This is a genomic window from Citrobacter sp. wls708, assembly GCF_005281255.1.
In the GTDB taxonomy this organism is placed as follows: Bacteria; Pseudomonadota; Gammaproteobacteria; order Enterobacterales; family Enterobacteriaceae; genus Citrobacter; species Citrobacter werkmanii.
Window position 1 is genome coordinate 156,038 of record NZ_SZXE01000002.1, and the last position, 19,607, is coordinate 175,644.

Consider the following 19,607-nt stretch of genomic DNA (forward strand, 5'->3'; position numbering starts at 1 on the left):
TCCATGATGTGGTAAGAGTGACTGTCTGAATTCAGGTGTCTTTGCTCATAATCCAGACAGTTTTGCCGTTGATATCAGAAATAACGAACAAAAGCGCTCGGATCGGCCAGGCTAATGGTCGTGGACGCTTTTAGCTGCGGTGTACCCAGATAGAGAAAACCGACGATCTTATCCTGCGGACGACAATCAAACGCTTCGCGAACTTCCGCGCTTTCCGTTAATGCGCCGCTACGCCAGATACCGCCAAAGCCCTGAGCAACAGCGGCCATCTGCATGGCCATTACCGCGCAACCGGCAGACATTTCCTGTTCCCACAGCGGAACCTTGTCGTTTTCTTCACATTTCGCGACGACGGTAATGATCAGCGGGGCGCGAAACGGCGCCGTCCGCGCTTTTTCCTGAGCTTTCTCGTCGCTGCCTGCGGCAATAGCGCCTTTTTCAAGCACGGCGCTAAAGCGCTCGCGCCCTTCGCCCTCAATGACAAAGAACTGCCACGGTTGCAGTGTTTTGTGGTCTGGCGCGCGCATTCCCGCCCGCAGAATGTTTTGCAGTTGCTCTCCCGCCGGTGCCGGTTCGACAAGACGAGAAGCGCTACGACGGGTGATGAGTAATTCGAGTGCATCCATTTGTTTAACTCCAACAATGAGATTTATTCACAAAATTAACACGTGAGCGGATTTTGTTACAGCACAGGCGGTGATTCCTGCTGACAAGTGCCCGTTGGGTCATTACGATAGCCACATCTTAACGCCTTTTTCGGGATAACCGGGTGGCGTGTTGTTAATCGGTAGGGAGAATACATGCGAACCCTGTGGCGATTTATTGCCGGATTTTTTAAATGGACATGGCGATTACTCAATTTCGTCCGTGAATTTGTGCTTAACCTGTTCTTTATCTTCTTGGTGCTGGTTGGCGTGGGGATCTGGATGCAGGTCAGTAGCAGCAACACCAGTGAACATGCTGAACGTGGCGCGCTGCTGTTGGATATCTCGGGCGTGATTGTCGACAAACCTTCGAGCACCAGCCGCTTAAGCGTCATTGGCCGTCAACTGTTTGGCGCCAGTTCCGACCGACTGCAGGAAAACTCCCTGTTTGATATCGTGAATACCATTCGCCAGGCGAAAGATGACCGCAACATCACCGGCATCGTGATGGATTTGAAAAACTTTGCCGGGGCCGACCAGCCGTCCATGCAGTACATCGGTAAAGCGCTGCGGGAATTCCGCGACAGCGGCAAACCGGTCTTTGCCGTGGGCGATAACTTCAGCCAGGGGCAATATTACCTCGCCAGTTTTGCCAACAAAATTTACCTTTCTCCGCAGGGTTCCGTTGATCTGCACGGTTTTGCCACTAACGGTCTGTACTACAAGTCCCTGCTGGATAAACTGAAAGTCTCAACGCACGTGTTCCGCGTCGGTACCTATAAGTCTGCGGTAGAACCCTTCATCCGCGATGATATGTCCCCTGCCGCGCGCGAGGCCGATAGCCGCTGGATCGGCGAGCTGTGGCAGAACTATCTTGATACGGTAGCCGCAAACCGTCAGATCCCAGCCCAGCAGGTGTTCCCCGGCGCGCAAGCGATGCTGGACGGTTTGACAAAAGTCGAGGGTGATACCGCAAAATACGCGCTCGACAACAAACTGGTGGATGCACTCGCCTCCAGCGCTGAAGTCGAAAAAATGCTGACCAAACAGTTCGGCTGGAGCAAAGCGGATAAAAACTTCCGCGCCGTCAGCTACTACGATTATTCGCTGAAAACCCCGGCGGATACCGGAGAGAGCATTGGCGTCATCTTCGCGAATGGCGCGATTATGGACGGTGAAGAAACCCCAGGGAATGTGGGCGGCGACACCACTGCCGCACAAATCCGCGAAGCGCGTCTTGATCCGAAGGTGAAAGCCATTGTTCTGCGAGTGAACAGTCCTGGCGGCAGCGTAAGCGCCTCCGAAGTGATCCGCGCTGAACTGGCTGCGGCCAAAGCAGCGGGCAAACCGGTCGTCGTGTCGATGGGCGGTATGGCGGCATCAGGCGGTTACTGGATCTCCACGCCAGCCAGTTACATTGTGGCTAACCCCAGCACACTGACCGGTTCAATCGGGATCTTTGGCGTGATCAACACCGTGGAAAACAGTCTGGATTCCATTGGCGTACATACCGACGGCGTAGCCACCTCCCCGCTGGCGGACATTTCCATCACTAAAGCGTTACCGCCTGAAGTACAGCAAATGATGCAACTGAGCATCGAGAACGGCTATAAGCGCTTTATCACGCTGGTCGCGAATGCACGTAAGACAACGCCAGAGCAGATTGACAAAATCGCTCAGGGCCACGTCTGGACCGGCCAGGATGCGAAAGCCAACGGTCTGGTCGACAGTCTGGGGGATTTTGACGACGCCGTCGCGAAAGCGGCTGAACTGGCCAAACTGAAACAATGGCACATTGAGTATTACCAGGACGAACCCACATTCGTGGATATGGTCATGGACAGTATGTCAGGTTCGGTTCGCGCCATGCTGCCCGCTGCCATTCAGGCAATGCTTCCGGCTCCGCTGGCTTCTGCGGCAAGTACGGTAAAAGCTGAAAGCGATAAGCTGGCCGCGTTTAACGATCCGCAAAACCGCTATGCGTTTTGCCTGACCTGCGCCAACGTTCGTTAACCGTCAAATGCTGCCCCGGATGGGGCAGCATTGATTCGGGTATTCCGACAATCCCCAGGCGTACAGCCAAATTCCCGACTAAACATGCGAATAAAGTGCGCGCAGTCGCTAAACCCCAGACGCAGCGCAATCTCCGTTACGCTCTCTCCAGAATTTATCAGTAGCCAATGGGCATAACGCAATCGGGCGCTACGGATAAACTCCCCCGGCGACTGAGAAAACTCAGCATTAAACAACCGGGTCAACTGCCGTGGACTCAGATTGACTTCTGCGGCAAGCCATTGGGTGGAGATAGGTTTAACCAACCCTTTCTCAATCAAAAATACGGCCTTACGTAAGCGGCTATCGCTCACATGCGTAAAGCCTATCGCTCTGGAAACCGCCACGGAAGTGCCGTCTATTCGGTTAGGCACTGACATCTGGAAAATGGCTTTTGTCGCTCTGTCGGGGCCACAGTGTCGGCGAATAAGCTCCGTCGCCAGTCCGATCGTTGAGATACCGCCCGGGCAAGTCAGTATCCCCTTTTCTTCATGGAAATCGACGCCGGTTCGGGCGGTCAACAGAGGAAATTGCGTCTTAAAATCGTTCAGATGCCAGGGATGAACCGCAGCAGTTAATCCCTGTAGAAAACCCTCCTGCGCCAGAACAAAGCTGCCCGTACAAACACCGACCAGCGGGATATTCCGCTGATGGGCAAGATGCAGATAACGCCGCGCGGCAGGGTCCGCTTTTGCCATACTGCGCAATAGCCCACCGATCACCACGATATAATCGAACTGCTCCGGGGTAACGAATGCGCTATCCGGCATCATCGCCATGCCCGAACTGCTTAAAACAGGCTGTTCTGGCGTAGCGCTCATCAGACGCCAGGAACAGCGGATCTTCTGGCTGTCATCCCCCATATCCGCCGCGTGACGCAGCGCATCCGTCAACCCCGCCAGTGCCAGTAAAGGAAATTCAGGCCATAGTACAATCCCGACATTTAATTGCGGCCTGAGGGGCATCGCTGTCTGGTTCGCATCAATGGCGGTGATAATATCGCGATCCGCTTTTCCACCTGGGGGCAACGCAATGTTGTTTTTCTTCACTTCAGGCTCCGGTTTAAACCCGGGCGATGGCGCAAAATTGCCCGGGACGGTAATGACACACAAAGCAATCCTGTCAGTATCAACAGCGCCCCTACGATAAACGCAGGCTGTAGCGATTCTCCCAGAAACATCACACCGGCGATAATCCCCATCGCAGGCGTCATCAGAACCAGCGTTCCCAGCGAAGCAACATGATAATTACGCAGCAGAGTAAACCAGATTAGATAGCTTGAAAATGCGACGACCAGCGTCTGGAAAGTCAGACTAGCCATCAATGTCGAGGTCATATGTATCGTCGTTTCACCCAGCATCAAACCAATAAGCAATAACACAATACCGGTGATAGCGAGTTGATAAAACAACGTACACGATGAAGGAATGGTAGCAAGACGACTGCAGCGAATCACAACGCTGGACGTTCCCCAGGCAATGCCCGCAAACAGCCCGCACAAATCGCCTGCCAGACTCCACTGCGTATTCCCGTCATGCGCAACCCACATCACGGCGACGGCAATCCCGAAAAAGGCGATGCCCAACCCGCACCACTGCAGGCGGCTCAGGCGTTCCTCAGGCAAAATAATATGTAACCCGACAGCGGAAAACAACGGCGCGGTGTACAGATAAAGCGCCATATGAGAGGCAGTCGTCAGCGTTATTCCGACAGAAACCAACACGAACTCAAGCGCAAAAAGCAGCCCAACGATAGTACCCATTCTGGCAATACTGCGCTCACGCAGGCGGCCAAATATATTATCCCGGCGGTGAAAAAGCAGTCCAATCAGCAGCGCGGCGATTGCAGAACGCAACCCCACCTGAAGAAACGGCGACATATCATCAGCCGCGGATTTAATCGCAACCTGTTGACTACCCCAGACACCGCAAATCACCACCATCAGCAAAATAGCGGCATTATCAATTCTCTTTCTGATCATTTCTCGATCCGTAAAAGTACGCGTAAAAGAAGGTCGATACTGTAGGACTGAGGGGGGAGAACCACACTGTATAATCGGGACAACGCACTGAACGTAAATGACATATTGATCAGACAACCGGTATGCGTCATTTGCGCTGTCTTTTTTCAGGAGGGACTTTATACTGCGCCTGTTCATGCACAACTTAATCTGTGACGCCCATGCAAAAGAAATCGATTTACGTTGCCTATACCGGCGGTACCATTGGTATGCAGCGCTCAGAACAGGGTTATATCCCCGTTTCTGGTCATCTTCAGCGCCAACTGGCATTGATGCCTGAATTCCACCGCCCTGAGATGCCAGACTTCACCATCCATGAATACGATCCGCTGATGGATTCTTCCGATATGACGCCGGAAGACTGGCAGCATATTGCGGAAGACATTAAATCGCACTATGACGATTACGATGGTTTTGTCATTCTCCACGGCACCGACACCATGGCGTTTACCGCTTCGGCACTCTCTTTCATGCTGGAGAATCTCGGCAAGCCGGTGATTGTGACAGGGTCACAAATACCACTGGCAGAATTACGCTCCGACGGACAAATTAATTTGCTGAATGCGCTCTACGTTGCAGCGAATTATCCGATAAACGAAGTGACCCTGTTCTTCAATAACCGACTGTTTCGCGGCAACCGTACCACCAAAGCGCATGCCGATGGTTTTGACGCCTTTGCCTCACCCAATCTTTCCCCTCTACTGGAAGCGGGTATCCATATCCGTCGACTGGGAACACCACCTGCGCCACACGGGACGGGCGAACTGATTGTTCACCCTATCACGCCACAACCGATTGGCGTGGTGACTATTTATCCTGGGATTTCTGCCGATGTGGTACGCAACTTCTTGCGCCAGCCGGTTAAAGCGTTAATTTTACGCTCTTACGGCGTGGGCAATGCGCCGCAAAATAAAGAGTTTCTGCAAGAGCTTGAAGATGCCAGCTCACGCGGCATCGTGGTGGTTAACCTTACGCAGTGTATGTCCGGCAAGGTGAACATGGGGGGTTACGCGACGGGGAACGCGCTGGCGCATGCTGGCGTTATCGGCGGTGCGGATATGACGGTCGAAGCAACGCTCACCAAACTGCACTATTTGCTGAGTCAGGGGCTGGACACGCAGAGCATTCGTCAAGCAATGTCGCAAAACCTGCGTGGCGAGCTCACGCCAGACGAATAAAGGAGTCAATGCCCATGGCCCGAGCCTTACTGTTGGTCGATTTACAGAATGACTTTTGTGCCGGCGGCGCCCTCGCCGTCCCGCAAGGCGACAGCACCATCGATATTGCTAACCGCCTGATCGACTGGTGCGCCCCACGCGGCGACACCGTCGTTGCCAGTCTGGACTGGCATCCGGCTAATCATGGTAGTTTTGCCAGCCAGCACCAGGTTGAACCTTACAGTCAGGGGCAACTGGACGGCCTGGCGCAGACGTTCTGGCCCGACCATTGCGTGCAAAACAGCGAAGGGGCAGCCCTGCATCCTTTGCTGAACCAGCGTGCGATTGCGCAAACCTTCACTAAGGGCGAAAACCCGCTGGTCGACAGTTATAGTGCGTTTTTTGATAATGGTCGTCGTCAGGCAACCGCACTGAACGCATGGCTGCTCGAACATCGCGTTGCCGAGCTCATCATCATGGGGCTGGCGACCGATTATTGCGTAAAATTTACCGTTCTGGATGCGCTCGATCTGGGTTACGCCGTCAGCGTCATTACCGACGGTTGTCGTGGCGTCAATATTCACCCCCAGGACAGTGCAAACGCCTTTATGGAAATGGCGGCGGCGGGTGCGACGTTGTATACGCTGGATGACTGGCTGGAAACCCAACCGTAAGCGACGCCGACAGGATCGCTCCTGTCGGCACGTTATTTCAGGCCAGGGTTGAAATCTCTTCCAGAGAAACTTTGCGTGTTTCGATGCCAAAGCACAACAGAATCAGTGCGCAGAGCACCAGCATAACGCCCAGCACGATAAAGACAGTGGTCGAGCCGTAGCGTGTCAACAGAATAGCGACGCCATAAGGCGTAAATACCGCGACAATCCTGCCCACCGCATTCACGAAACCCGAACCACGCAATCTCAGATGTGTCGGCCACAACTCCGGGACATATACCGCAGAGGCAAAGCAAACATACATATACAGAAAAAAGATCATCACCAACCCGTAGCTCAAAATGGCCCACTCTTCGGTTTGAATCGAATAGAAATATCCGAGCAGCGCGATAATAACGAGTAAGAATGAACCAAACAGCCTCCGTGGAAAACGATCGATAATCATCGCGGCAATAAATATTCCAACGGGCGCGCCAATCATAATTATCGCGGTCATAAAGATAGACTTCGTCACATCGATTCCCGAATTAACAAAAATCGTTGGGATCCATACTGTGATGGTATAGAGCGAAATATTCATCGCGATAAGCACAGTGATCGCCACCAGCGTATAGCGCAACATCGGCCCCTTGAACAGTAGCCAAAATGAACCACTTTCCACGCCAGAGTGCACCGCCAGGCACTGGCTCTGACAGGAGGGTAAGGTGATATTTTTCTCTGTCTCAATCTGCGACTCCACCAGTATCAGGTGTTTTTCAGCTTCACTTCTCTGTCCCTTACCAGCCAGCCAACGGGGAGATTCGATAAAGTACTTTCCGGACAGATACCAGGCCAACAGCATTGTCGCGCCACCGAGCAGAAACATCACCCGCCAGCTTAACCAGGCAATAACCACGACGCCAACAGCCGCGGACAGCATCGGCGACCAGTTACCAACAAATGACAGGCGGGCAGACCACTTTCCACGTACTGCAGGCGGAATAAATTCGGTAAACGAAGCATAGCCCACCATAATCAGCGCGCCCATTCCGATCCCCATCAGGCAACGGAAAAAAATAAGCCAGTACATGTTGGGCACAAACGTTGCCGCGCAAGCAGAGACCCCAACAATCAGCAAATTAATGCGGAATGCCTTGCGTCGACCGAGATAATCACCAATAAAGCCCCCGGTTAGCGAACCGACAAAATAGCCAAACATCAGCGCCGAGGTAAATGCTGCGTTGAGATAATTGTTAGACCAACCAGTACTGACTAATTTTGCCAATACCACATTCCCGGAATAACTGAGGAAACCGGTGACTAATAAACTAAAACTTATAATGCCAAAAATACGAAAATGAAATCGCGATAAGGGTAAACGATCTAATCTTGCACCGATAGGGTCACATTGTTCCATCTGGATGCCTCAAATTCAACTAAACAGAAAGTATGGCGATCGCGGCAGTAGTAATTTTGCCGCGCCATCCATCATCATTAGATTTTTATGGCATTATCCAGGTGCAAACTAAAATAATATCGACACGAGTAACGTTAAAATTAATAAACGAGTTGAATATTATTCTCTTTACAAAACGCAATCCACTCTGCACCCGGTGCCTTATTGGTTATAAGGTAGTTAATATGGCTAAAGTCCACGAGCTGGACGAAAGCTTTACGATCAAACTTTGAGTGATCAACCAACAGGGCCACCTCAGTCGCCTGGCGGATCATGGTTTTTTTGATTTCCGCTTCTGCTTCGTTAGAGTCAAGCGCCCCACTTTGCATATCCAGACCTTTGCAGCTCATCACCATAATATCAACATGATAGCGACTGATGATCTCCTTGGTGATCCTTCCCTGCAACGACAACGTATTCTTATTCAGCTCGCCGCCAGTAGAAACGACGTTAATTTCTGACTGCGCCAGTTCATGAAATGCTTCAGCCGAGTTGGTTAGCAGCGTCAGATCGTTTCTTTCCTTCAACAGCTTTAATAATTCCATCGCCGTACTGCTGGAGTCAGCGGCCATTGTGGTCTTATTTTTAATAAACGGTAATGCATTACGAGCAATGATCTGCTTCTCTTCAAAAAAAGACTTTGCACGTTTATAAAAATGAATATTGTCAGACAACGCGGTGGTATTAAGTACCGCACCACCATATGTTCGGGTCAAAAAACCTTCATCTTCCAGCTTCTCGAGATCGCGGCGAATTGTTTCCTCAGTTACCTGAAAGATGGAACTTAAATTAGATACCGCCACTTTCTTATCATTAGCCACCATTTGCTTAATGGCCTGAATCCTGTCTTTTGCCGCCACGATGACACCTCTGTTTCCTGCAAAGTAATAATAAGACCCTAGTATCTCACAGGCTATGTTTATTTTCAAAAGAACATGTCTGAATCACAGATTTAGTACTCTTTTACACAGAAACAGAGGTCATTGCCAGCTGGATTATTTTATATCCAACGCTTCTGCCATTTGTCTCATCAATGATGAATCGCCATCAGTCAGGGCAACGGTCAGCGCCTCGACGTTTTCGCGAACCTGTTCAGGCGCGGTCGCCCCGCTCAGTAAGGTGATTAAATCGCTTTGCTTCAAAATCCACGCCAACGCCAGCGCGGGGATCGTGCAACGGTATTTTTCACACAATGGCCGCCATTGCTCGAGCATATCAATCACCCGCAGCATATTTTCCCGTTGGAACCAGACTTTGTTGGCCCGTGCGCCGCCAGGAATATAATCCCGCGCGATTGTTCCAGTCAGTAAACCCTGTTCGAGCGGTGAATAAACCTGCACGACGATGCCATGCTGCTGACATAACGGCAACAATTCAGCTTCCAGTCCGCGATCAAGGATGCTGTACTTAGCCTGCACGATATCCAGCTCACCGTGTTTGAGATACTCCCTGATATGCCCTGCATCCACGTTGGCAGCACCGATAGATCGAATCTTGCCTTCTTTCTTAAGTGCGTTCAGCGTGTCTACGGTTTCCGCAATCGGTGTAAAACAGGGTTCGACCGATTGCCAGTGGGTCATATAGATATCAATGCTTTCTATACCCAACCTTTGCAAACTGGCATCGACTTCTTCACGAATCGACTCGGGCGTGAGGTTTTTATACAACTGGCGATCGCCCACTTTGTTAAAAAGGCTGCCTGTCCGCTCCCAGACAATGCCGCATTTAGTTTCAACCACGATATCTTTACGCGGTAACTTTTTCAGCGCCTGCCCAACAATGACTTCACTATTACCAAAGTTGTAGCCTGGAGCGGTATCAATCAGATTAATACCGCAGCGATGCGCCTCGACAATGGTATCGATACAAACCTGCAGATCGAGATCGCCGTTCCATGCCGGACCGCCACCAATGGCCCATGTCCCTAATCCCATGCGGGAAAGCATAATATCCGTACTGCCTAAAGGAATCTTTTTCATCTGCCGTTATTACCCTTCATATTCATCAAGAAGTTGTTCAACCAGCTTTCTGTTTTTTACGCCCGTTGTGGCGCCCACGCTCAGTACCGATATTGCTGCCGTTGCGTTAGCAAACAGTGCGCACTCGCGCAGCGACTTGCCTTCAAGTAACGCGGAGATAAATCCCGAGGCAAAATTATCTCCCGCGCCGATGGTGTCGATAGCGGTAATTCCTGAAACCGCCGGGACCTCCATTTTCATATCGGTACGCTTGATAAAGCAGCCTCTTTTACCGGTCTTAATCACTACCGTTTTTACGCCACAGCTCAGGAAACTGTCGGCAATTTCATCCAGCGTCTCTTTGCCGGTAAGCTGTTTTGCTTCCTCAAAATTAGGAAACAGATAGTCTACGTAGCTCAAAGCCTGGCGAATATCGTTCAGCGTTTCATTAAGTCGTGGCTTAATCATATCGGCACAAATAATTAACCGATGTGCTTTCGCCTGAGTGAAGATCGTCGTTAATGCTTCGCCGTCGAGTAGTGGGCTGTTAAAAATACTCGCCAGCGACAGCAGCTTTACCTGAGAGAAGCGGTCAAAATCAACATCGTTTATATTCAGCTTCCACAGGCTACCATTGCGGTTGGTGACGAAGGTGCGTTCGCCATCAGCCGTAACCAAACCCACGTTAATAGAAGTATCAATATCCGCATCCTGTTTCAGACTTTGAATATCAATGTTCTCCCGACGACAGTGGTCGAGAATAAAATGACCTGCCGCATCCTCCCCTACCCGACTAATTAACGCAGTACGATGCCCAAGGCGAGAAATAATAGTCGCTTCATTAATCGCGTCGCCCCCGATGGTCATCGTAATACGTTCTAACGGATAAGAATCTACATCAAAGATATTTTTACTCACTGGCTGTAAGGGGATATCAACAATTGCCGCCCCTATACAAATAACCTCGATATTATCCATATTATCATTCCGCTTTACCGTCAGAGCCAAACAGTTTGATTTTTTCCAACGCTCGCTCTTTTACTGCTTTACGAACTTCACGTTCAACATGCAGGAATGGCTGGTTCTGGTTCTCCTGCACCGCCACCATTGCCGCCTGACACAGTTCGGTATGAATATTGATTTTAGAGATGCCTAATGAGATGGCTTTTTTAATATCCGCATCGCTAATGCCGGATGCCCCGTGCAGCACCAGCGGAACAGAAACCGCTCGGCGTACGCGCTCAACCACCTCGAAATTAAGTTTCGGCTCGGAGGTATATACGCCATGCTGGTTGCCAATCGCCACCGCCAGAGAGTCACAGCCGGTACGCTCGACAAATTCCGCCGCCTGGCTCGGGTCGGTATAGTGATAACCCGCCAGCGCCTCTTCGTAGACCGTCTCATTGCCCACGTGGCCCAGCTCCGCTTCGACCGGAATGCCTAACGGATGAAAGAAGTCCACAGCCTCTTTGGTCAGACGAATATTCTCTTCAAAATCAAAGGCGGAGGCATCGCGCATCAGAGAGTTCATGCCATGAACCCAGGCGTTGTGAATAATCTCCATGCTACGTCCGTGATCCCAATGAGTAATAACCGGTACCGAGGCCTTTTTCGCCATCGAAACCATCATGTGCGAAAAATCTTCAAACGAGGTATTCCCCACAAATCCGGTGCCAAAAGAGATAATTACCGGCGATTTAGCCTCTTCTGCCGCATCAATGACCCCCATTAGCATTTCCGCATTCCACACGTTAAAGTGAGCAATCGCATAATGTTTATTCTGAGCATCGTTTTCCCAATATTTAATATCTGCCAGCATGGTGTTTCTCCCTATTTAATTAATGGTTAATTTTAATAACGCCTTTAATAATCTCGCGTTTGTTATTGACGGATTCGTCAAACGCGCGCTGAACATCTGCATAATCATAAATATGCGTCACCATCGACTTCACATCGAAACGCCCGGAGGAGATGGCTTCAATGGTGACCGGGTAGCGATTGGCATAGCGGAAAACAGTTTGTATTGAGACTTCACGATTAATTTTGAGGAAGTTAATCGCTGAATCGCCAGGCACCGTGCCCACGATCATGATTTTCCCACCGCGCATTACCAGATATGGCGCCTGCTTAACCGTGATGGCCGAACCGGCAGTTTCGAAAACAATGTCTGCCCCCATATCGCCGGAAAACTGTTGGCAGCAGGCAACGGTGTCCTCCTTCGCACCGTTAATCACGACCGTCGCGCCAAGCTGCCCGGCCATCGCCAGACGTTTATCCAGGACATCAACAACAGCGATGTCGGTAGCCCCCAAACATTTACAGGCTTGCAGGGTCATTAAACCAATACAGCCAGCCCCCAGAATGACGATTTTCTTGCCCGGCTTAACGTCCGCCAGCATTGCGGCATGCATCCCTACCGCCGCAGGCTCTACCAGAGCGCCTTCCATGGTGTCCATATTGTCCGGCAGCTTGTAAGTAAAGCTTTCCGGGTGGCACAGATAGTACGTTAGCGCACCGCGATAATTTGGCTGTGTGGCCATAAAATCGACGTCAGGACAGATGTTGTATTTCCCTTCCAGACAGTAGCGGCAGTGGCCACACGGCACGCCGGGTTCAATGTTGACCCGGTCGCCCGGTTTAAATTTACTAACGCTACTTCCCACTGCCACCACCGTACCGGCGCATTCATGCCCAAGACCTATTTCCTGATTGGGATCTTTCGGCGGAATAAAGGGGCCCGATTCAAAACCGTGAACATCTGAACCGCAAATACCAACATATTCAACTTTAATTAGCACTTCATGCTCTTTAGGTACCGGAATATCGGCGGCAATGATTTTCATCGTGCCCGGCGTTTTTAATATCGCTTTTGAATTTTTCATTTTATTTCCCGTCAATATTATTTGCTGGTAACGGCATCAATACCGAGACTCTCGACAGAGACGCCTTTTGTTTCAATTCCAATGGTGGCAATAGCAACAGCGACAATAATTGAGACTGCGCCCAGCAGTACAAATACGCCCGTCACGCCATAACTATTAAGTAATACAGCGACCGCATAAGGCGCGGCGATACCGCTGATACGCCCTATCGCGTTAGCAAGCCCAGACCCGCGCAGCTTCGCTTCAGTCGGCCATATCTCTGGAACATATACCGCGGAGGCATAGCAAACGTACATATACACAAAGGTAATCAGGAAGAAACCAATTAATGTGATTAGCAACATGCTGGTTTGCAGCGAATAGATATAACCCAGCACGGCAATTAACACTAATAACCCCACCCCCATCGTTTTCCTCGGAATTTTATCCATTACCAGCATGGCGATGAAAATCCCAAACGGCGCACCGAACATACTCATGGTATTTAAGACTATGGAGTCTTTCAGATTAATCCCCTGAGTCATAAATATTGTCGGTAACCAGTTAATTAAGGTGTACTGCACAACGTTCATGGCAATCAGAACAAAGGAGCCCAGAATCACCCGCTTTAATAATACTCCCGTTAATAAGGCGGAGTACGGCACTGAACGCGGTTGTTTGTCATCATCTTCTGTCACGACCGGCGGTAGTGGCTTACCTGTCTGTCGAATGACACCGTCTTCAATGGCCCGCATCACCTGTTCAGCTTCCTGATAGCGTCCACGAGACTCCAGCCAGCGGGGCGACTCCGGGAAACTGCGCCATGCAATAACGGTTGCAATGAGCGACAGCACAGCCGGAATCAACAACTGTACGCGCCAGTTCCATTCCGCGCTGATCAGTGGTGTTAACCCCATCGCAATCAGTGAACAGAGCGGATAAGACCAGTTGCCGATAAACGAGACCCGACTGGACCAGGTGCCACGATTCCGTCCTGGCATATATTCGGTAAACCCGGCAAAAAGGGTTACCAGCAACGCGCCTAAACCCACCCCCATAACAAAACGACAGGCGATCAGAAAGGTCATATTGGGTGAAAACGCGCCAATTACCATGGAAATAATATGAATCGCTTCATACAGGATAAACGCGTTTTTACGCCCGGTTTTATCACCGATAATTCCGCCACCCAGCGCACCAAGAAACATACCCGCCGTAGTAATGGCGGAAAACGTGGCGGTGGTAGAATTATCGGTCCAACCAAGTTCTTTTAGCTGCGCGAGAATTAATCCGCCAACGGCATTACTCCAGCAAACCAGTAATCCGAAGGCTACCATAGCGAACATCGACGTATGCCAGCGGCAGTCAGGCAGCCTGTCCAGCCTGGCGCCGCAGTGCGGTTTTGCAATCTGTTCCATGCGATAACGTCCCTTTAATAAACATGTTATTCATCAAAGTCGTAAGTCATGATGACTTTAATCGCGGTTTTATCGACCATGGCGTCAAAACCTTCGCGCCATTGCGATAAGCCGATACGGTGAGTGATCATCGGTTTGACTTTAATCGCACCGCTCGCAAGCAGACGAATGGCGTTACGCCAGGAAGTGGAGTCGTAAGCCATATGACCAATAATGCTTTTGTTCCACGCGGTAATATCATTAATGGAGAAGTCGAGTGGTTTGAAACCCATCCCTACGCGGACAACTTCACCGTTGGGACGCAGCATTTCAATAGCTTGTTTCAGGGCAATATTGGCGCCGGAACATTCGATAACTAATCCCAGATTGTCTTTGCCGCAGATTTCCTGACAACGGGCGACCACATCTTCGTTCGAACCGTTGACGACCGCCGTCGCCCCCAACTCTTTGGCGATAGGAAAGCGCACCGCGACATCCTCTTCCAGCCCGACCATGACGATATTAACGGCCCCCATAATGCGTGCCATTTGCACGGAAAAGAGACCTAGCGGGCCAGTACCGAAAACCACCACGTCCTGACCTGGGAGAAATTTGGACTGTTGGGCGATAGATTTGTAGGCATTACAGATGGGGTCCAGGACTGCCGCCTCTTCATAATCAACACCAGGCGGGATTTCCCACAGCGCATGGCGGTGAATTTTGAGGATTTCCCCAGGAACCAGACAATATTTCGAAAACCCACCGCCCCAGGTATTGTTGTCCAGGCCTAAATTCACCTTTTCTGTACAACAAAGAAAATCACCTTGTTCGCAGGCAGGACAGACACCGCAAACGTGCCCGCTGTTGTCAGAAACCACGCGCTGACCCACTTTCCAGTCCTTAACCTTGTCGCCGACCTGGACAATTCGACCGGCAAATTCGTGACCACGAATCGAATTAAACTGGTCGGAACCACTGTCAACGTTATAGTGCTTCATATCTGCGCCACAGATAGCAGCTGCCCTGATTTCAATCACAACGTCATCCGGACCACATACCGGCTCCGGAACATCAATCATCTTGTAGCCACCAAAGGCCTTGCCAAATCTTGCCAGTGCTTTCATTGAATTTTCCTTTGTGTTTAGTTTTGCATCAGTGGTCATCATACTTATCCATGTAATTTTTGAGGTCAACACAAAATCTTTAAAACACAGATTAAGATCTGCATTTCACAACTCAGATCACAAATAAGTGCAAAGATGTACTGAAACCTACAGAAACGTGGAGGCCGCTTCGCCTGTACGCCGTGAACCCCTTCGCATTTTTTCTGTTATGAAACGGTTAATCTGTAAGAGCTGTTTTTTTCGCCACGCCTTTCCGTGGCGTGTTTACTTGTTTAAATGTCAAAGAGGAACACCGATGAAACTATTGCCTTTGTTGGCAGCATTCCCCCTGCTCTGCGCCAGCGTTGTTTCCGCCAATTCACTGATGTCAGTTGGCTACTTTAATGGCGGTGGCGATGTCACTGCCGGTCCAGGCGGCGATATCAATAAACTGGATGTGCGCCAGATAACCCACCTCAACTATTCGTTTGGTCTTGTCTACAACAACGAGAAAGACGAAACCAATGACGCCCTAAAAGACGCCAGCAAGCTGCATCAGATTTGGCTTTCAGAGAAAGTGCAGGCTGATTTGCAGAAAATCCCGGAGCTGCGTAAGCAGAATCCGAATCTGAAAGTTCTGCTTTCTGTCGGGGGTTGGGGGGCGCGTGGATTCTCAGGCGCGGCAGCAACGAAAGAAACACGAGCGATATTCATTCAGTCTGCGCAGGAAATCATTGAGAAATACGGTCTGGATGGTATCGACCTCGACTGGGAATATCCGGTCAATGGCGCATGGGGACTGGTCGAAAGCCAACCAACCGATCGCGCTAACTTTACCGCGCTGTTAAAAGAGCTGCGGGCAGCATTAGGGCATAAAAAGCTACTGACCATTGCCGTGGGTGCGAATGCGGAAAGTCCGAAAAGCTGGGTGGATGTAAAAGCCATTGCGCCATCACTCGACTACATCAATTTGATGACCTATGACATGGCCTACGGCACTCAATATTTCAACTCAAACCTGTATGATTCGACGAAATGGCCGACCGTCGCCGCCGCAGATAAGTACAGTGCGGATTTTGTGGTCAATAACTATCTCGCCGCCGGGTTAAAACCGAGCCAGATGAATCTGGGTATTGGTTTTTATGGACGCGTACCAAAACGCGCCGTTGAACCGGGAATTGACTGGAGCAAACCTGACGCGCAGAAGAGCCCTGCCACCCAGCCCTATTTCGAAACAGCACAAATTGCGTTGTTCAAATCACTGGGCGTCGATCTGAGCAAAGATACCTATGTGAAGTACAACGATATCGTGGCGAAGCTGATCAACGATCCGCAGAAGCGCTTTAGCCAGCATTGGGATGATGAGGCGAAAGTACCGTGGCTGTCGGTACAGTCAGCAGACGGGAAAGCGCTCTTTGCCCTCTCCTATGAAAACCCGCGCTCGGTGGCGATCAAAGCCGACTACATCAAGAGTAAGGGGCTGGGAGGCGCCATGTTCTGGGAATACGGTGCGGATGACAACAATCAACTGGCTAAACAGTTAGCCGATTCATTGGGCATCAAACACTGATCCCAACGCCTGACACAATAGGTTATGATTACCGAATTACGCTGCGCCAATCTTTGGCGCAGCTATTCATTTTCTATTGGAGGCATGAGCTTTTATGGCTTTTATCCCTAAAAATTACGCTCGTCTGGAAGTTGGTTACCGGGAAAAAGCCCTTAAGCTCTTCCCCTGGGTCTGCGGACGCTGTTCCCGCGAGTTTGTCTATTCAAATTTGCGCGAGTTGACGGTACACCATATCGATCACGATCACTCCAATAACCCGGAAGATGGTAGCAACTGGGAAATGTTGTGCCTGTATTGTCACGATCACGAGCATTCTAAATATACAGAAGCGGACCAGTATGGTTCAACGGTGGTTGCCGGAGAAGATGCGCAGAAGGCTGTTGGCGAAGCGAAATATAATCCGTTTGCCGAACTGAAGGCTATGATGAACAAAAAATAACAGCGACTGCGGGCCCGACATCATGACTGCCGGGCCAGGATTATCAGGATTTGAACGTTGCTATAGGCTCAGGCGTAATACCAAATTCAACCTTTAGCTGCTGCTTGCTCTTCATCACCATCTCACCGTTGGTATCAATCGTCATATGTTGCGCATCAATGTTGTTGCGCGCCTGCCATAACATCACCAGTTGTAAGCTGTTCTCTTTTTGTTCTGCCGTTAGCGCCACGCCATCCGGCCATTTTCCGAGTTCAACGGCGGTAGATAAGCGCTGATAAACTTCCGGCGTCATGCTGTTGATCATCTCATCAAGATTCATGTTAAATCCCCTCTCCGTAGAATAATTTGCTGAATCGTTTCTTCAGCCCTTAATTTGTTCACCGTTTTCGCCATCGGTAAAGTTCAAAGAGGCTGAGTTGACACAGTAGCGCTCACCGGTAGGTTTTGGGCCATCCGGGAAGACGTGTCCCAGGTGCGCATCACAGTTCCCACAGCGGATTTCAATGCGCTGCATACCATGCGAGGTATCTTTTATGTAACGGATAGCCTCTTCGCTGACCGGCTCGTAAAAACTGGGCCAGCCGCAGCCAGAGTCATATTTTGTCTCGGAACGAAATAGCGGTTTATCGCAGATCAAACAGTGGTAGATGCCGTCACGCTTGTTATGCAGCAAACGCCCGGTAAATGGCGGTTCTGTCCCGTGATTCTGCGTCACGTAGAACTGCATTTCTGTTAAATTTTTTTTCAGTTCTTCTGGAGAAGGTTGATTAGCCATTTGCTCACATCTCGCTTTATCTAAACTCACATCGCGAGACAGATTCTAACAAAACATTAACACCGGAGTGCGAACTTTTGTTCTAAACTTGATCCTTGCGAAATGGCAGCCTGCAATTCGTGATCAGAATCACGTTTTTATCTTGATTGCCCTTTAAAATTCGGGCCGCCGACCCCATGTGGTTTCAAGCCCAAAGGAAGAGTGAGGCGAGTCAGTTGCGCAAAGCTTAGGCAGCAGATTGATTTGTCGCAATGATTGACACGATTCCGCTTGACGCTGCGTAAGGTTTTTGTAATTTTACAGGCAACCTTTTATTCACTAACAAATAGCTGGTGGAATATATGACTATCAAAGTAGGTATCAACGGTTTTGGCCGTATCGGTCGCATTGTTTTCCGTGCTGCTCAAGAACGCTCTGACATCGAGATCGTTGCAATCAACGACCTGTTAGACGCTGACTACATGGCTTACATGCTGAAATATGACTCCACTCACGGCCGTTTCAACGGTACCGTTGAAGTGAAAGACGGTCATCTGATCGTAAACGGTAAAAAAATCCGTGTTACCGCTGAACGTGATCCGGCTAACCTGAAATGGGACGAAGTTGGTGTTGACGTAGTAGCTGAAGCTACTGGCCTGTTCCTGACAGATGAAACCGCTCGTAAGCACATCACTGCTGGCGCGAAAAAAGTGGTTCTGACTGGTCCGTCCAAAGATAACACTCCGATGTTTGTTAAAGGCGCTAACTTTGACAAATACGAAGGTCAGGACATCGTTTCTAACGCTTCCTGCACCACTAACTGCCTGGCTCCGCTGGCTAAAGTTATCAACGACAACTTCGGCATCATCGAAGGTCTGATGACTACTGTTCACGCGACCACCGCTACTCAGAAAACCGTTGACGGCCCGTCTCACAAAGACTGGCGCGGCGGCCGCGGCGCATCCCAGAACATCATCCCGTCCTCTACCGGCGCTGCTAAAGCTGTAGGTAAAGTACTGCCAGAACTGAACGGCAAACTGACTGGTATGGCGTTCCGCGTTCCTACTCCGAACGTATCCGTTGTTGACCTGACCGTTCGTCTGGAAAAAGCTGCTTCTTACGAAGAAATTAAGAAAGCAATCAAAGCTGCTTCCGAAGGCCCGATGAAAGGCGTTCTGGGTTACACCGAAGACGACGTAGTATCTACCGATTTCAACGGTGAAGTTTGCACTTCCGTGTTCGATGCTAAAGCAGGTATCGCACTGAACGACAACTTCGTGAAACTGGTATCCTGGTACGACAACGAAACCGGCTACTCCAACAAAGTTCTGGATCTGATTGCTCACATCTCCAAATAAGTTGAGATGAAACAGTAATCTGTAAGAGCGACTATGGTCGCTCTTTTTTTTGCCTGAAGATACCCGTCATACTTCGAGTTGCAGGTGTGTTGGCTACGCTCTCTCACCCGAATCACTTACTACAGTAAGCTCATCGGGGTTCGTTCACTTGCCGCCGTCCTGCAACCCGAATTATTTAGGGTTAA

19 protein-coding genes are annotated in these 19,607 nt (G+C 50.2%); 6 read left to right on the forward strand and 13 right to left on the reverse strand.

Going from position 1 to position 19,607, the window contains the following annotated elements; genetic code table 11:
• Positions 1-74: 74 nt before the first annotated feature.
• Positions 75-626 carry an NAD(P)H nitroreductase gene (locus tag FDW97_RS01330; protein WP_038640085.1) on the reverse strand — a complete coding sequence of 184 codons (552 nt, stop codon included), beginning with the start codon at positions 624-626 and terminating at the stop codon, positions 75-77.
• A gap of 174 nt (positions 627-800) precedes the next feature.
• Between FDW97_RS01330 and sppA the strand changes: the two genes are divergently transcribed.
• On the forward strand, positions 801-2,657 hold the full coding sequence (sppA, locus tag FDW97_RS01335) for a signal peptide peptidase SppA (protein WP_121528952.1): 1,857 nt from the start codon (positions 801-803) through the stop codon (positions 2,655-2,657).
• Here sppA and FDW97_RS01340 read toward each other — a convergent pair.
• Both FDW97_RS01340 and FDW97_RS01345 read right to left on the reverse strand, forming a co-directional pair.
• Positions 2,654-3,745: a GlxA family transcriptional regulator gene (locus FDW97_RS01340; protein ID WP_038640083.1), complete on the reverse strand. Its 1,092-nt coding sequence runs from the start codon at positions 3,743-3,745 to the stop codon at positions 2,654-2,656. The genes sppA and FDW97_RS01340 overlap by 4 nt on opposite strands.
• Entirely contained in the window at positions 3,742-4,677 is a 936-nt protein-coding gene (locus FDW97_RS01345) for a DMT family transporter (protein ID WP_226809221.1), read from the reverse strand. The genes FDW97_RS01340 and FDW97_RS01345 overlap by 4 nt, the downstream gene beginning before the upstream one ends.
• A gap of 200 nt (positions 4,678-4,877) precedes the next feature.
• Between FDW97_RS01345 and ansA the strand changes: the two genes are divergently transcribed.
• Positions 4,878-5,894 carry an asparaginase gene (gene ansA / locus FDW97_RS01350; RefSeq protein WP_038640081.1) on the forward strand — a complete coding sequence of 339 codons (1,017 nt, stop codon included), beginning with the start codon at positions 4,878-4,880 and terminating at the stop codon, positions 5,892-5,894.
• A 14-nt stretch (positions 5,895-5,908) separates the two neighbouring features.
• The gene (gene pncA / locus FDW97_RS01355; protein WP_371414779.1) at positions 5,909-6,547 is read left to right on the forward strand and encodes a bifunctional nicotinamidase/pyrazinamidase; all 639 of its coding nucleotides are present in this window, start codon (positions 5,909-5,911) and stop codon (positions 6,545-6,547) included.
• Between the two features lie 37 nt (positions 6,548-6,584).
• Here the strand turns inward: pncA and FDW97_RS01360 are convergent, their stop codons facing one another.
• From FDW97_RS01360 to FDW97_RS01395, 8 genes are all read right to left on the reverse strand, one after another.
• The gene (locus FDW97_RS01360; protein ID WP_137350551.1) at positions 6,585-7,943 is read right to left on the reverse strand and encodes an MFS transporter; all 1,359 of its coding nucleotides are present in this window, start codon (positions 7,941-7,943) and stop codon (positions 6,585-6,587) included.
• A gap of 140 nt (positions 7,944-8,083) precedes the next feature.
• The gene (locus FDW97_RS01365) at positions 8,084-8,842 is read right to left on the reverse strand and encodes a DeoR/GlpR family DNA-binding transcription regulator (protein ID WP_032943120.1); all 759 of its coding nucleotides are present in this window, start codon (positions 8,840-8,842) and stop codon (positions 8,084-8,086) included.
• Positions 8,843-8,977: 135 nt separating this feature from the next.
• Complete coding sequence (locus FDW97_RS01370; RefSeq protein WP_137347181.1) at positions 8,978-9,961, reverse strand: aldo/keto reductase; 984 nt, start codon at positions 9,959-9,961, stop codon at positions 8,978-8,980.
• Between the two features lie 9 nt (positions 9,962-9,970).
• A complete protein-coding gene (locus FDW97_RS01375) occupies positions 9,971-10,918 on the reverse strand; it encodes a carbohydrate kinase family protein (RefSeq protein ID WP_137350552.1) in 948 nt (315 codons plus the stop codon).
• 4 nt (positions 10,919-10,922) lie between these two features.
• Entirely contained in the window at positions 10,923-11,759 is an 837-nt protein-coding gene (locus FDW97_RS01380) for a ketose-bisphosphate aldolase (protein ID WP_038640077.1), read from the reverse strand.
• A gap of 19 nt (positions 11,760-11,778) precedes the next feature.
• Entirely contained in the window at positions 11,779-12,822 is a 1,044-nt protein-coding gene (locus FDW97_RS01385) for an NAD(P)-dependent alcohol dehydrogenase (RefSeq protein ID WP_137350553.1), read from the reverse strand.
• 17 nt (positions 12,823-12,839) lie between these two features.
• Positions 12,840-14,219, reverse strand: coding sequence for an MFS transporter (locus tag FDW97_RS01390; RefSeq protein WP_085049516.1), 1,380 nt, complete (start codon positions 14,217-14,219; stop codon positions 12,840-12,842).
• A 26-nt stretch (positions 14,220-14,245) separates the two neighbouring features.
• Positions 14,246-15,322 carry a zinc-binding dehydrogenase gene (locus tag FDW97_RS01395; RefSeq protein WP_085049517.1) on the reverse strand — a complete coding sequence of 359 codons (1,077 nt, stop codon included), beginning with the start codon at positions 15,320-15,322 and terminating at the stop codon, positions 14,246-14,248.
• 295 nt (positions 15,323-15,617) lie between these two features.
• Here FDW97_RS01395 and FDW97_RS01400 point away from each other — a divergent pair, with 295 nt between their 5' ends.
• Positions 15,618-16,871 carry a glycoside hydrolase family 18 protein gene (locus FDW97_RS01400; RefSeq protein ID WP_137350554.1) on the forward strand — a complete coding sequence of 418 codons (1,254 nt, stop codon included), beginning with the start codon at positions 15,618-15,620 and terminating at the stop codon, positions 16,869-16,871.
• Between the two features lie 94 nt (positions 16,872-16,965).
• Positions 16,966-17,310, forward strand: coding sequence for an HNH nuclease YajD (gene yajD, locus FDW97_RS01405; RefSeq protein ID WP_137350555.1), 345 nt, complete (start codon positions 16,966-16,968; stop codon positions 17,308-17,310).
• 43 nt (positions 17,311-17,353) lie between these two features.
• Here the strand turns inward: yajD and FDW97_RS01410 are convergent, their stop codons facing one another.
• The gene (locus FDW97_RS01410; protein ID WP_003030693.1) at positions 17,354-17,629 is read right to left on the reverse strand and encodes a YeaC family protein; all 276 of its coding nucleotides are present in this window, start codon (positions 17,627-17,629) and stop codon (positions 17,354-17,356) included.
• Between the two features lie 42 nt (positions 17,630-17,671).
• Positions 17,672-18,085, reverse strand: a complete 414-nt coding sequence (gene msrB / locus FDW97_RS01415) for a peptide-methionine (R)-S-oxide reductase MsrB (RefSeq protein WP_006684886.1) — start codon at positions 18,083-18,085, stop codon at positions 17,672-17,674.
• A 341-nt stretch (positions 18,086-18,426) separates the two neighbouring features.
• Here msrB and gapA point away from each other — a divergent pair, with 341 nt between their 5' ends.
• Positions 18,427-19,422 carry a glyceraldehyde-3-phosphate dehydrogenase gene (gene gapA / locus FDW97_RS01420; protein WP_003030697.1) on the forward strand — a complete coding sequence of 332 codons (996 nt, stop codon included), beginning with the start codon at positions 18,427-18,429 and terminating at the stop codon, positions 19,420-19,422.
• The last annotated feature ends 185 nt before the right edge of the window (positions 19,423-19,607 follow it).

Bases quoted from the DNA above. Each gene is read 5' to 3' on its own strand.
- FDW97_RS01370 (WP_137347181.1), bottom strand. From the start codon at position 9,961: ATGAAAAAGATTCCTTTAGGCAGTACGGATATTATGCTTTCCCGCATG.
- FDW97_RS01410 (WP_003030693.1), bottom strand. From the start codon at position 17,629: ATGAATCTTGATGAGATGATCAACAGCATGACGCCGGAAGTTTATCAG.
- FDW97_RS01380 (WP_038640077.1), bottom strand. From the start codon at position 11,759: ATGCTGGCAGATATTAAATATTGGGAAAACGATGCTCAGAATAAACAT.
- FDW97_RS01375 (WP_137350552.1), bottom strand. From the start codon at position 10,918: ATGGATAATATCGAGGTTATTTGTATAGGGGCGGCAATTGTTGATATC.
- ansA (WP_038640081.1), top strand. From the start codon at position 4,878: ATGCAAAAGAAATCGATTTACGTTGCCTATACCGGCGGTACCATTGGT.
- sppA (WP_121528952.1), top strand. From the start codon at position 801: ATGCGAACCCTGTGGCGATTTATTGCCGGATTTTTTAAATGGACATGG.
- FDW97_RS01390 (WP_085049516.1), bottom strand. From the start codon at position 14,219: ATGGAACAGATTGCAAAACCGCACTGCGGCGCCAGGCTGGACAGGCTG.
- msrB (WP_006684886.1), bottom strand. From the start codon at position 18,085: ATGGCTAATCAACCTTCTCCAGAAGAACTGAAAAAAAATTTAACAGAA.
- FDW97_RS01330 (WP_038640085.1), bottom strand. From the start codon at position 626: ATGGATGCACTCGAATTACTCATCACCCGTCGTAGCGCTTCTCGTCTT.
- FDW97_RS01360 (WP_137350551.1), bottom strand. From the start codon at position 7,943: ATGGAACAATGTGACCCTATCGGTGCAAGATTAGATCGTTTACCCTTA.
- yajD (WP_137350555.1), top strand. From the start codon at position 16,966: ATGGCTTTTATCCCTAAAAATTACGCTCGTCTGGAAGTTGGTTACCGG.
- FDW97_RS01385 (WP_137350553.1), bottom strand. From the start codon at position 12,822: ATGAAAAATTCAAAAGCGATATTAAAAACGCCGGGCACGATGAAAATC.
- gapA (WP_003030697.1), top strand. From the start codon at position 18,427: ATGACTATCAAAGTAGGTATCAACGGTTTTGGCCGTATCGGTCGCATT.
- FDW97_RS01395 (WP_085049517.1), bottom strand. From the start codon at position 15,322: ATGAAAGCACTGGCAAGATTTGGCAAGGCCTTTGGTGGCTACAAGATG.
- pncA (WP_371414779.1), top strand. From the start codon at position 5,909: ATGGCCCGAGCCTTACTGTTGGTCGATTTACAGAATGACTTTTGTGCC.
- FDW97_RS01345 (WP_226809221.1), bottom strand. From the start codon at position 4,677: ATGATCAGAAAGAGAATTGATAATGCCGCTATTTTGCTGATGGTGGTG.
- FDW97_RS01400 (WP_137350554.1), top strand. From the start codon at position 15,618: ATGAAACTATTGCCTTTGTTGGCAGCATTCCCCCTGCTCTGCGCCAGC.